Genomic DNA, 11,197 nt, shown 5'->3' on the forward strand with positions numbered 1-11,197 from the left:
GGCGAGCCCATGGCGGCCGGCACGCGCCACGCGAACAGCGTCACCACCGCGAACGCCAGCGCGGTGCGCCGCCACGCCAGCGCCGTCCGCTCCGGCTGCGCCGCGGGGTCGCGCGGCCCCGGTGTCCCCGGTCGCTGCGGGACCCTCACGCCGCGCCCCGGCCGACTGCCCGGCGCCGGCTCACCGCAGCACCCCGGTGACCACCGCCACCGCCACCAGCAGCGCGGCCAGCGCCGTGCCGACCGCGAGGAGCGCGGGGAACCGGGACTCCGGCAGGTCCTCGCCGCGCCGCATCGCCACTTCGCACCGCACCCAGTGACTCACCGCCCGGACCGCGCAGGCGGCGCCCCCGACCAGCAGCACCACGGCGATCACCGTGCGGACCGGCCCGGTGAGGCCGGTCGCGAACTGGTCGACGGCGATCCCGCCGGCGACCAAAGCCAGCCCGGTGCGCACCCACGCCAGGAAGGTGCGCTCGTTGGCGAGCGAGAAGCGGTAGTCGGGGGTGTCGCCCTCGGCCCTCACCCGTCGCGGGGAGAACCACAGACCCACCGTGCGCAGCGGTCCCATCACCCGGGCGACCCTACCCGCCGCCCCTCACCGCGTCGCGGAGGCGGTCAGCCGCCGCCAGGCGGCGAGCCCGTCCGGGGCCCACTCCCAGCTCTCCAGCCGGTCCGCCACCTCCTCGGGCGTGAGGAAGGCGTGCCAGGCGACCTTCGAGGGCTGCGGACGGACCGGGCCGTCCCACTGCACCCGGTGGACCGAGGTCCACCAGGACCCACCCGCGCCGGAGAAGAGGAAGCGCAGCACCGGTTCGGGCTCCGGCAGCCCCGGCGCGCCCAACTCCTCCCGCGCCTCCCGCCACGCCGCCGCGGCGTAGCCCTCGCCCGCCCCCACCACACCCCCGACGAACATGTCGTGGAGCCCGGGGAAGATCAGCTTCGTCGTCGTCCGGCGGTGCACGAAGATCCGCCCCTGCCCGTCCGTCACCAGCACCGCCGCGCAGCGGTGGCGGAGCCGGTCGCGGTAGACCTCCCCGCGGGGCGCGCGCCCCGTGACCTCGTCGTGCTCGTCGACCACGTCCAGCACTTCGTCCTCGTCCATGGAACGATCCAACCACCCGACCCCGACGGGGAACGGACGGTTGACGCCGCGGTGCGTGCTCCCGAAGATCGTGGCACCGGGCGGGCGCCGCCCGGGGACCCGGGCCCGCCGCGGCGGGGGCCGCGAAGGACGGAGACCATGGCGTACGACGCTGATGTGATCGTGATCGGGGCGGGGCTGGCGGGGCTCGCAGCCACCGCCGAACTCGCCGACGCGGGACGCCGGGTGATCCTGCTGGACCAGGAGCCGCCGCAGTCGCTCGGCGGCCAGGCGCACTGGTCCTTCGGAGGGCTCTTCCTCGTCGGCTCGCCCGAGCAGCGGCGGATGCGGGTGCGGGACGACCGCGAGCTGGCCTGGCAGGACTGGCTGGGCTCGGCCGGGTTCGACCGCCCGGAGGACCACTGGCCGCGCCGCTGGGCGGAGGCCTACGTCGACTTCGCCTCCGGGGAGAAGCGCGCCTGGCTCCACGGGCTCGGGGTGCGGTTCTTCCCCGTCGTCGGCTGGGCGGAGCGCGGCGGGTACGACGCCGGCGGCCACGGCAACTCCGTGCCGCGCTTCCACATCACCTGGGGGACCGGCCCCGGTCTGCTGGCCCCTTTCGTGCGGCGGCTGCGGGCCGCACAGGCGCGCGGTCGGGTCGAGGTGCGCCATCGGCACCGGGTCACCGCGCTCGTCGCCACCGGCGGCACCGTCGACACCGTCAGCGGGGAGGTGCTCGCCGACAGCGGCGCACCACGGGGCGAGCCGACCGGCCGGGAGCCCGTCGGCGCGTTCGAGCTCCGGGCGCAGGCCGTGGTCGTCACCTCCGGCGGCATCGGCGGCGACCCGGAGCTGGTCCGGGAGCACTGGCCGGAGCGGCTGGGCCGCCCGCCGGCGCGGATGCTCCGGGGCGTGCCCGCCCACGTGGACGGGGCGATGCTGGGCGTCGCCGAGCGCGCCGGTGCCCGGCTGATCAACCGGGACCGCATGTGGCACTACACCGAGGGGATCGGCAACTGGGACCCCGTCTGGGCCGAGCACGGCATCCGCATCCTGCCGGGCCCCTCCTCGCTGTGGCTCGACGCGACGGGGAGCCGCCTCCCCGTGCCGCTGTTCCCCGGGTTCGACACCCTGGGCACCCTGGAGCACATCGCGCGAAGCGGCCACGACCACACCTGGTTCGTGCTGACGCAGCGGATCATCGAGAAGGAGTTCGCCCTCTCCGGTTCGGAGCAGAACCCCGACCTGACGGGGAAGTCGCTGCGCGGCGTCCTGGGCCGTGCCCGGGGCGGCGCGCCCGGACCGGTGCGGGCCTTCATGGAACACGGCGAGGACTTCGTCGTGGAGCGCGACCTCGGCGCCCTGGCACGCGGCATGAACGCCGTCACGGGGGAGGCGCTGATCGACGAGGCCCGGCTGCGGCGCGAGGTGGAGGCGCGGGACCGGGAGGTCGGCAACCGCTTCAGCAAGGATCTGCAGCTCACCGCGGTGCGGGGCGCCCGCGCCTACCTCGGCGACCGGTTGATCCGCGTCGCGTCGCCCCACCGGCTGCTGGACCCCGCCGCGGGGCCGCTGGTCGCCGTGCGGTTGCGGCTGCTGACACGGAAAACGCTGGGCGGACTGGAGACCGACCTGACGAGCCGGGTGCTCCGGGAGGACGGCACCCCGCTGCCCGGGGTCTACGCCGCCGGGGAGGCCGCCGGCTTCGGCGGCGGCGGCCTGCACGGCTACCGGGCGCTGGAGGGCACCTTCCTCGGGGGATGCCTGTTCTCGGGCCGGGCCGCGGGCCGGGCCGCCGCTGCCGCCGTCGACTGAGCGGCGCCACCGGCCCGTGCCCGCCGGGCGCTCACCGCCCGGCGGGCACGGCTCGCGGCCCCGGCATCACCCGGCCCGGATCAGGAGGCCGGGATCACCAGGACCTGACCGACGTAGATCGTGTAGGGGGCGGACAGGTTGTTGGCCGCGGCGATCGACTCCCAGGCGACGCCGTACAGCCGGCCGATGGAGTACAGCGTCTCGCCGGAGCGCACCGTGTGACTGCGGCGTCCCGGGTTCAACCGCCCGTTCTGCACGAGCGGGTAGAGGTTGCCCGGGCACTCGGTCGCCCGGTGGTCGCGGTGGCCGTTGATCGCCGCCGCGGCGTTCCCGGAGGAACGCAGTCGGGAGATGGCCAGGTGGAAGGCGTCGACGAGGGCGTCGGTGATGGTGTCGTAGGCGGAGGAGGACCCGCCGGTCAGCGCGCAGACCGCGTACCAGTTCTGGTTCCCGGCGTCGGTGCCGTTGGCCGCGGTGCGCTGGCCCTCGCCGCGCCCCTGGAAGACGTAGCCGTGGACGCACACCAGGTGGCTGTAGGCGATGTCGCTCCAGCCGTTGGAGTCCATGTGGTAGTTCTGGATGCCGCGGACCTGGGCGGCGCAGTCGCCGTGGGCGGCGCGCGCCACCCGGCTGCCGCCGACGTGATGGATGCTCACCCCGCCCCGGGCGGGGGTGATGTTGGTGTTGGAGGACCGGCGGGCGCGCCCGCCCCACTGCGCGCGGGTCACGAAGGTCGCCATCTCACGCCTCCGCGCCGTGCAGGGCGCAGTCCACGCTGGCGTTCAGCGGTTCTGCGAACGGGTCGGTCTCGGCCCCCGGGCCCCACAGGGCCGCCGGGTGGTCGCGCCGGTTGACCACGGGCAGTTCCCCCGGTGACGCGGCCCACGCGGGACCCGCGCAGATCACGGGCAGCGCGGCCGCGCCCCCCGCGGCGGCGGCGACCGCGGTCAGGAAACCGCGGCGCGAAGTTCGTCCGGACAAAGCTCCTCCAGGTGCGTTGCGGATCGGGAGGCGAGCGGCGACTCCTTCCGACAGCCCGGAGAAGGCGGTCGAACAGCCCTGTATACAAAACGGAATTGTCCCCTCACCTCGTAATGAATGATGAGAGGACTTCCCGTTCGCCGCCCGCGGCATGCGGCAGTTATGTGAATGTTGCAGGGATCGTCCCGATACGTCGCGGTGCCGCGCCGACGGTCGGGCGGTTCGCGCGCGGGACAACACCGGTGGCCGGTCGTCACGGTGTGACGACCGGCCACCGGCCTGCGGAGAGTGGAGAGCTGAGGGCGGGTCAGTCGCCGCCGGGCTCGCAGACGACCTCGTCGCGCGGGGTGTAGCGCGTGGTGAACTCCTCGCGCCCGACCTCGTCCCCGCCGTTGCGGAAGACGCGCTCCACCATGACGTCGAAGCCCTCCAACGGGGGCTGCGGCACGCAGTCGTCCGCCACCGCCTCGCGCGTGCCGGGCTCCACCACGTTGGTGCGCTCGCCGGTGACCGCCTCCACCTCGTCGTACTTCTTGGTGCCGAGGAACGAGATCGTCACCGACGAGTCGTCGGAGGTGGCCGAGATGTAGATGGAGTGGTCCGAGTCGTTCTCGAAGCTGTTGTCGAGGCTGCCCCAGGCGACGGTGGCCTCGCGGCCCTCGGGGTACCGCTCGATGTAGAAGGAGTGTGCCCCGTACTCCACGGGCTTCACGCCCGCGAAGAAGACCGCGTTGAACATCGTGGTGGCGACCGCCGAAACGCCGCCGCCCTGCGCGGTCTGGTACTGGTCGTTGAGGATGATGATGCCCTCGACGAAGCCGTTCTCCTCGGTCCGTTCGCCGACCGTCTCGTTGAAGCTCCACCGCTCGCCCGGCGCCACCACCGAGCCGTTGATCAGCTCGACCGCGCGACCGATGTTGGTGGTGCGGTAGGGCGCCGGGTCGAAGGTGACCGTGAAGCTCGACATCTGCTCGACCACGCCCAGCTGGTCCACGTTCTCGCGGGTCAGCTCCGGCTCGGTGGTGGTCACCGTGGCGCGGCCGCTGCGCGAGCCCTCGGGGTTGGTCAGCAGCGGCATGATCTGGTCGCCGAGGTCCCCGGTCTCGACCTCGACGCCGTCGCGGGCGTCGGAGGTCACCACGACGCCGCCGTCGCGCACTGCGAGCCGGGCGTTCAGCGCCGGCCGGTTCACCTCGTCCACCGCCGCGAGTACCGCGTCGTCCTCGGCGAGGCCCTCGCCGTCGAGTCGGGGCACCAGGGTCCCGTCGTCGTCGGCCTCCATCGTCAGGTACGGGCTGATCATCGCCGGGGTGATCTCCAGCTCCCGGTCGTCGACGGCCAGCCGCACCGGCCCCGACATGGCGGGCCGCGCGAACTCGTTCACCGCGCGCTCCACCTCCGCCTCGTCCACCGCGGGCTGCGCCGCGGTGACCGGCAGGGAGACCGGGGCCGACGCCTCGGCGGTGAGGAAGGTCTCGCGCAGTCGCTCCAGGGCGCCGTCGACGTCGAGCGAGGCGCCGCTGCCGGGCTCGGTGATCTCCACCTCGCCGTCGACGAAGGCGACGCCGCCCTCGGTGTGCTCGGTGCCGGTCGCCTCGGCCAGTTCCTCCATCGCGGCGCGGCCGCGCTCCTCGTCCAGCGCGGTCACCGGCTGCACCGGCCCGCCGTCGCCGCCGAAGAGGCGTCCGAACAGCCCCGGGGTGTCGGCGCGGTCCACCGTCGCGTCGACGTCCACCGACAGGCCCGTCTCGGAGGGCACGACGAGACGGGGGTCCGCCGCGTCCTCGGGGACCTCCCCGACGTACACCTGGAGCGGGTCGTCGGTCAGCTCCGGCAGCTCCGCCGCCAGCTTCTCGCGCGCCTCGTCGGTGCCGAGCCCGCCGATGTCCACCCCCAGCACCGTGGTGCCCTGGGCGACCGCGGAGTCGACGGCGAGGGAGGCGACCAGCAGGCCGCCGCCGAGCGCGACCGCCACGGCCGCGGCGACCAGCGCCGGCTTGGGAAGGGCCTTGAGCCGCTGCGTCACCGTGGGACTGGTCTCCTCCGCCGTGCCGGATATCCGGGGCGGTTCGGCGGGAGGCGGCATGTACGACACGAGACTCCTCGGGTGCTGCAGCGTTGACCGTGACCGGCGTCAGCGAAGACTAACAAAGCGTCGTTCGATAAATGAAAAGGTACAAAAGCATCTTGGATGCCCGGTAATGCCGCTCCCTGAGCGGCTTTCGGCCCCCTCGTGGCGCCTGTCCCGCTCTGCCGTGACAACCGTCACCCGGCCACCGGGAACCACCCGGGCGCCGGCGGGGCGCCGACCCGTGAACCGTTCGGCCCCGCCCCGCGAGGCGTGCTTGAAACGGCCCGGGGCCGCTGCCTATATTGCGCAGCCCGGCGTCCCCGCAGCGCGCGGCCCGGGCCGTACGCCCCGCCCAGAGCCAGAGCGGAGTCCCCATGCCCCTCGTCGCGGCGGGCGGCCTGCTGACCGCGGCCAGGGAGCGGCGGGGAGCGGTCGCCGCCTTCAACGTCATCACGCTCGAACACGTCGAGGCCGTGCTGGAGGGCGCGGAGCGCGCCGGCGTCCCGGTGATCCTCCAGATCAGCGAGAACGCCGTGCGCTACCGCCGGGCCGATCCGCTGCCGCTGGCGCGCGCCGCCACCGCCGCGGCCGAGGCCGCCGCGGTCCCGGCCGCGCTCCACCTCGACCACGTCCGCGACCCCGAACTGCTGCGGCGCGCGGCGGAAGCGGGGTGCAGCTCGGTCATGGTCGACGCCTCCCACCTGCCCTACCGCGACAACCTCGCCGCCTGCGCCGCCGCCGCGCGCTGGGCGCGCGCCAACGGGCTGTGGACCGAGGCCGAACTGGGAGTCGTCGGCGGCAAGGACGGCGAACCGCCGCCCGACCCCCACCACCCCGAGGCCCGTACCGATCCGGAGGCGGCGCGCGCCTTCACCGCCGCGTCCGGCGTGGACGCCCTCGCCGTGGCCATCGGGAGCCGCCACGCCATGACGACCCCGGTCGCGGCGCTGGACCACGCCCTGCTGGCCCGGCTCGCGGAACGGGTGCCGGTACCGCTGGTCCTCCACGGCTCCTCCGGGGTCCCCGCCGCCGAACTCGCGGCGGCGGTCCGCGGCGGGATCACCAAGGTCAACATCGGTACCGCGCTCAACGTCGCGCTGACCACCGGCGTCCGCGCCGCCCTTGTCGGCGACACGGAGGTGGTGGACCCGCGCCGGTGGCTGGCGGACGGGCGCAGCGCGATGGCGGCGACCGCCGCCCGGCTCGCCGCTCTCGTCCACCGCCCGCCGCCGGGCCCGGAGGCGCCACGGCCCGCGCCCCCGGTCGCACGACCGCACCCGACCCCGCACCCACCGGCACGAGGAAGCGACGAGGAGCCCCCATGAGCACCGCCCCCGCACCCGGCGCGCACACCGCCGAGGAGATCGCCTCGCAGCCCCACTGCTGGCGCCGCGCCGCCGAGCTGGCCGCGACCGCCGACGGCGCCCTGCCCGCCACCGGCGAACGGATCGCGGTCGTCGGCTGCGGCACCTCCTGGTACATGGCGCAGAGCTATGCCGCGCTGCGCGAGGCCTCCGGGGCGGGGGAGAGCGACGCCTGGCCCGCCTCCGGTTTCCCCGCGGGGCGCCGCTACGACCGGGTGGTCCTCCTCAGCCGGTCCGGCACCACCACCGAGGTGCGGGAACTGGCGGCGGCGCTGCGCGGCACCACCGCGACCACCGCGGTCGTCGCCGACGCCGCCTCCCCGCTGGCCGGCGCGGTGGACCAGCGGGTCGTCCTCGACCACGCCGACGAACGCTCCGTGGTGCAGACCCGGTTCGCCACCAGCGCACTCGCGCTGCTGCGCGCCGGACTGGGGGAGCGGCTGGACGCGGCCGTGGCCGACGCCGAACGCGCGGTGGTGGCCGGACCCCCCGAGGAGGCGGTCGCAGCCGACCAGGTCACCTTCCTCGGCAGCGGCTGGTGCCACGGCCTGGCGCAGGAGGCCGCGCTCAAGCTGCGGGAGGCCGCCGGGGCGTGGACCGAGGCCTATCCGGCGATGGAGTACCGGCACGGACCGATCAGCGTCACCGAGCCCGGGCGCGCGGTCTGGGTCCTGGGGGCGCTGCCCCGGGGGCTCGCCTCCGACGTGGCCGCCACCGGGGGCGGTCTGGTCGCCGGCTCCGACCCCCACAGCGCGGTACGGGAAGGCGCCGCGGCCGCCGGCGGTGAGCCGCTGGACCCGATGGCCGACCTGGTGCGCGTCCAGTTGGTGGCCCTGGCACGGGCGGCGCGCCGCGGTCTGGACGCCGATCGGCCGCGGCATCTGGCGCGGTCGGTGATCCTGGGCTGAGCGCGGCGGGGGAGGGCTCGCCCGGCGGTCGACGCGCCGGGCGGCCCCGAGGTGTGGGGGAGGGGCGGGTTCACGGCCGTGGGGGCCGGTCCGCCGCCGGGTGGGCGCCGGGGCGCCCGCGAGGTGGGCCGCCGTGGGCGGCGCCGGTCAGCAGGTGTACGTCTTGCCGTTGGCCGCGACGTTCCAGCTGCAGGAGCTGATCGTGCCGGCGGCGGCGTTGTTGTCCTTGCTGCCGGGCTTCTTCAGCCGCAGGTTCGGCGTCTTGGACCGCCCGTCGTTGGGCAGCACGTGTCGGGCGTAGCCGCGGTAGATGTGGTGGACGCCCTTGCTGTCCTTGTGATTCTTGCCCGTTCCGGTGTGCACCCGGGCGGTGGCCCCGGCGGGCAGCTTGTAGGCGGGCAGCGCCCTGCCGTAGGTGTTGGTGGTGATGTCGGGGACGTAACCGCCCACGTTCACCGTCTTCTTGGTGACGTTCTTGATCACGAAGAACTCGTCGTTGAGGTTGATCTGCTTGCCGTTCTTCACGTCGGCACCGGCGGCGTTGGGCCGCACGTGGGTGACCATCAGGTCGCCGGTGGTCTTGGCCGCGTGGGCCGGGACGGCCGGCATCAGGACGGCGAGGGAGACAGCGGCGAGAAGTGCCGTGCGTATGGCGCGGTTCACGGGCGTGCCTTTCGAGGAGGGGCCGGGGCGGTGCGCACGCCGGCCCGGGCCCGCCGGAAGCGGCGGGGCCGAGCGATCAGTGTGCCCGAAACAGCGGTGCTGCGAAGGGCTTTTGGGGACAACGGCGACCACGTGGTGAAACGGGCCCGATGTACCCACTCCGCGGCCGCCCCGGCGGGTTGCCGGCGGGCGTACCGACCGGGCGCCGGGCCGAGTAAGGCAACCCTTACTTGTGCGGGTACACTCGTGCGCGGTCCGAACACCGGACGGACGACCCGCGAGCAGGAGGCACCGAGTGTCCGCTGACGATGCGCAGGACGAGCCGCGGCTGCTCGCCGAGGGACTCGACGTGGGGCACGCCGGACGCCGCGTCCTGTCCGGGGTGGGGCTGGCGCTGCGACCGGGCCGCGTCACCGTGCTGGTCGGCCCCAACGGCTGCGGCAAGTCCACCCTGCTGCGCACCGCCGCCGGTCTCCTACCGCCGCTCGCGGGATCCGTCACCCTCGACGGCCGACCGGTGGCCGAGCTGGACCGCCGCTCGCTCTCGCGGGGGCTGGCCTTCCTGCCGCAGTCCTCGCTCGTGCCGGCCGGGGTCCGCGTCGCCGAGCTGGTGCGGCACGGCCGGTACGCCCACCGCGGCGCCTTCGCCCGCCACACCGACGAGGACAGCGAGGCCGTCGACTGGGCGCTGGAGGTGACCGACGCCGCGCCGCTGGCGGAGCGGCGGCTCGACGAACTGTCCGGTGGCGAACGGCAGCGCGCCTGGCTGGCGACCGTGCTGGCCCAGCGGGCCGGGGTGCTGCTGCTCGACGAGCCCACCACCTACCTCGACCTGCGGCACCAGTTCGAGGTGCTGGACGTGGTCCGCCGTCTCGCCCGCGAGCACCGCATCGCCTGCGGCGTGGTGCTCCACGACCTCACCCAGGCGGCCGCCTACGCGGACGAGGTCATGGTGCTCGCCGACGGCGGGACCGTCACCGCCGGCCCGCCCGCCACCGCGCTCACCCCGGAGGTCATCCACCGCGCCTTCGGGCTGCGGGTCTCCGTGCTCCGCGACCCCGAGACCGGCCACCTCGCCTGCTTCCCCCTCCCCGCGGCGGACGCCGCCCGCTGAACCGCGGCGCCCGCCGCCCACGCGCCTCCCCGCCGGCGCCGGTCCTCGAGACCGCGCCGGGTCACGGACACCACGAAGGAGACACCCCAGCCATGCAGAGAATGCTGCGCGCCCTCGCGACGGCCGGCACCGCCGCGGCGCTCGCCCTCACCGTCGCCGCCTGCGGATCCGGCACCGTCGGCGAGGAGGCGGGAGGCTCGGACTCCGCCTCGCCCGACAGCGGTGCGGGCGGCGGCACCATCACCGTCGAGACCGCCCGCGGCCAGGTGACGCTGGACGAACCCGCCACCACCGTGGTCTCCCTGGAGTGGACCTACACCGAGGAGCTCATCGCGCTCGGCGTCCAGCCGGCCGGCAACGCCGACAACGACGGCTACGCCCAGTGGATCACCGCTCCCGGCGTCGAACTCGCCGAGGACACCGTGGACGTCGGCAACCGCCAGGCGCCCAGCATCGAGCAGATCCGGCAGCTGGAGCCCGACCTCATCGTCGTCGACGACGGCCGCGCGCAGGAGAACCTGCCGCAGCTCCAGGACATCGCCCCGGTGCTGTCGTTCGAGTACACCACCTCGCCGCAGCTGGAGACGCTCCGCACCAACTTCACCGAGCTCGCCAAGGCGGTGGGCCGCGAGGAGCAGGCGGACGAGGTCTTCGCGGGGATCGAGGAGAGCGCGGCCGACCTGGAGGAGCGCCTCGCCGCCGCGGGCCTCGACGGCACCCGCTACGCCTTCGCGCAGGGGTTCACCGCCGACGGCACGGGCACCGCCCGCCTCTTCACCGACGAGGCGCTGGTGGCCCAGGTCCTGGAACTGGCGGGACTGGAGAACACCTGGGACGGCGAGGGCGACGCCTGGGGCATGACCACCGTCGGCGTTGAGGGGCTGACCAACCTGGAGCCCGACATCCACTTCCTCACCGTCGCCGACGACGCCGACTCGCCGTTCACCGGCGCCTTCGCCGGCAACCGCGTCTGGGAGGGCCTGGAGTTCGTCCAGGAGGACCGCTGGCACGAGCTCGACCCGGGCACCTGGCTGTTCGGCGGCCCGGTCTCGGCCGAGTACATCCTGGACGAGGTCGGGAAGGCACTGGGCGTCTGATGATCGGTTCCGCCCCGCCGGCCGCCCGACGGCCGCGCCCCGCGCCCGAGGACGTCCCGTCCTCGGCGGCCGGGCCCGGCGGGGTGCGGCCGGCGCCGCGG

The 11,197-nt window shown here is 74.9% G+C and carries 12 protein-coding genes; 5 read left to right on the forward strand and 7 right to left on the reverse strand.

Going from position 1 to position 11,197, the window contains the following annotated elements; genetic code table 11:
- The 3 genes from HCN52_RS26205 to HCN52_RS16525 form a co-directional block, all read right to left on the reverse strand.
- Positions 1 to 149: DUF202 domain-containing protein (locus HCN52_RS26205; protein WP_168089223.1), on the reverse strand; the 149-nt coding region annotated here is incomplete at its 3' end.
- 31 nt (positions 150 to 180) lie between these two features.
- Positions 181 to 570, reverse strand: a complete 390-nt coding sequence (locus HCN52_RS16520) for a YidH family protein (RefSeq protein WP_168089232.1) — start codon at positions 568 to 570, stop codon at positions 181 to 183.
- Between the two features lie 27 nt (positions 571 to 597).
- Positions 598 to 1,104, reverse strand: a complete 507-nt coding sequence (locus tag HCN52_RS16525; RefSeq protein WP_168089224.1) for an NUDIX domain-containing protein — start codon at positions 1,102 to 1,104, stop codon at positions 598 to 600.
- Between the two features lie 138 nt (positions 1,105 to 1,242).
- Here HCN52_RS16525 and HCN52_RS16530 point away from each other — a divergent pair, with 138 nt between their 5' ends.
- Complete coding sequence (locus tag HCN52_RS16530) at positions 1,243 to 2,898, forward strand: FAD-binding dehydrogenase (RefSeq protein ID WP_168089225.1); 1,656 nt, start codon at positions 1,243 to 1,245, stop codon at positions 2,896 to 2,898.
- An 80-nt stretch (positions 2,899 to 2,978) separates the two neighbouring features.
- Here the strand turns inward: HCN52_RS16530 and HCN52_RS16535 are convergent, their stop codons facing one another.
- The 3 genes from HCN52_RS16535 to HCN52_RS16545 all read right to left on the reverse strand — a co-directional run bounded on the left by HCN52_RS16535 (position 2,979) and on the right by HCN52_RS16545 (position 5,965).
- Complete coding sequence (locus HCN52_RS16535) at positions 2,979 to 3,638, reverse strand: LysM peptidoglycan-binding domain-containing protein (RefSeq protein ID WP_168089226.1); 660 nt, start codon at positions 3,636 to 3,638, stop codon at positions 2,979 to 2,981.
- Between the two features lies 1 nt (position 3,639).
- Positions 3,640 to 3,879 (reverse strand): twin-arginine translocation signal domain-containing protein, encoded by a 240-nt coding sequence (locus HCN52_RS24805; protein WP_209314625.1) that lies wholly within the window; start codon positions 3,877 to 3,879, stop codon positions 3,640 to 3,642.
- Between the two features lie 307 nt (positions 3,880 to 4,186).
- Positions 4,187 to 5,965, reverse strand: coding sequence for a VanW family protein (locus HCN52_RS16545; RefSeq protein WP_209314626.1), 1,779 nt, complete (start codon positions 5,963 to 5,965; stop codon positions 4,187 to 4,189).
- A gap of 359 nt (positions 5,966 to 6,324) precedes the next feature.
- Between HCN52_RS16545 and HCN52_RS16550 the strand changes: the two genes are divergently transcribed.
- Both HCN52_RS16550 and HCN52_RS16555 read left to right on the forward strand, forming a co-directional pair.
- Complete coding sequence (locus HCN52_RS16550; protein WP_168089228.1) at positions 6,325 to 7,275, forward strand: class II fructose-bisphosphate aldolase; 951 nt, start codon at positions 6,325 to 6,327, stop codon at positions 7,273 to 7,275.
- Entirely contained in the window at positions 7,272 to 8,222 is a 951-nt protein-coding gene (locus tag HCN52_RS16555; RefSeq protein ID WP_168089229.1) for an SIS domain-containing protein, read from the forward strand. The genes HCN52_RS16550 and HCN52_RS16555 overlap by 4 nt, the downstream gene beginning before the upstream one ends.
- A 147-nt stretch (positions 8,223 to 8,369) precedes the next feature.
- Here HCN52_RS16555 and HCN52_RS16560 read toward each other — a convergent pair whose 3' ends face one another.
- On the reverse strand, positions 8,370 to 8,885 hold the full coding sequence (locus tag HCN52_RS16560) for a lamin tail domain-containing protein (protein ID WP_312876732.1): 516 nt from the start codon (positions 8,883 to 8,885) through the stop codon (positions 8,370 to 8,372).
- Positions 8,886 to 9,180: 295 nt separating this feature from the next.
- On the opposite strand from HCN52_RS16560, the gene HCN52_RS16565 reads away from it, so the two are divergent.
- Both HCN52_RS16565 and HCN52_RS16570 read left to right on the forward strand, forming a co-directional pair.
- Positions 9,181 to 9,999 carry an ABC transporter ATP-binding protein gene (locus HCN52_RS16565; protein WP_168089230.1) on the forward strand — a complete coding sequence of 273 codons (819 nt, stop codon included), beginning with the start codon at positions 9,181 to 9,183 and terminating at the stop codon, positions 9,997 to 9,999.
- A gap of 92 nt (positions 10,000 to 10,091) precedes the next feature.
- Positions 10,092 to 11,096 carry an ABC transporter substrate-binding protein gene (locus HCN52_RS16570; RefSeq protein WP_168089231.1) on the forward strand — a complete coding sequence of 335 codons (1,005 nt, stop codon included), beginning with the start codon at positions 10,092 to 10,094 and terminating at the stop codon, positions 11,094 to 11,096.
- Positions 11,097 to 11,197: the final 101 nt, after the last annotated feature.

It is taken from the genome of Streptomyces bohaiensis, from assembly GCF_012033785.1.
Lineage (GTDB): Bacteria > Actinomycetota > Actinomycetes > Streptomycetales > Streptomycetaceae > Streptomyces > Streptomyces bohaiensis.

Coding starts and splice junctions, on each gene's coding strand:
- HCN52_RS16520 (WP_168089232.1), bottom strand. CDS start 570: ATGGGACCGCTGCGCACGGTGGGTCTGTGGTTCTCCCCGCGACGGGTG.
- HCN52_RS16550 (WP_168089228.1), top strand. CDS start 6,325: ATGCCCCTCGTCGCGGCGGGCGGCCTGCTGACCGCGGCCAGGGAGCGG.
- HCN52_RS16535 (WP_168089226.1), bottom strand. CDS start 3,638: ATGGCGACCTTCGTGACCCGCGCGCAGTGGGGCGGGCGCGCCCGCCGG.
- HCN52_RS16530 (WP_168089225.1), top strand. CDS start 1,243: ATGGCGTACGACGCTGATGTGATCGTGATCGGGGCGGGGCTGGCGGGG.
- HCN52_RS16555 (WP_168089229.1), top strand. CDS start 7,272: ATGAGCACCGCCCCCGCACCCGGCGCGCACACCGCCGAGGAGATCGCC.
- HCN52_RS16545 (WP_209314626.1), bottom strand. CDS start 5,965: ATGCCGCCTCCCGCCGAACCGCCCCGGATATCCGGCACGGCGGAGGAG.
- HCN52_RS16570 (WP_168089231.1), top strand. CDS start 10,092: ATGCAGAGAATGCTGCGCGCCCTCGCGACGGCCGGCACCGCCGCGGCG.
- HCN52_RS16525 (WP_168089224.1), bottom strand. CDS start 1,104: ATGGACGAGGACGAAGTGCTGGACGTGGTCGACGAGCACGACGAGGTC.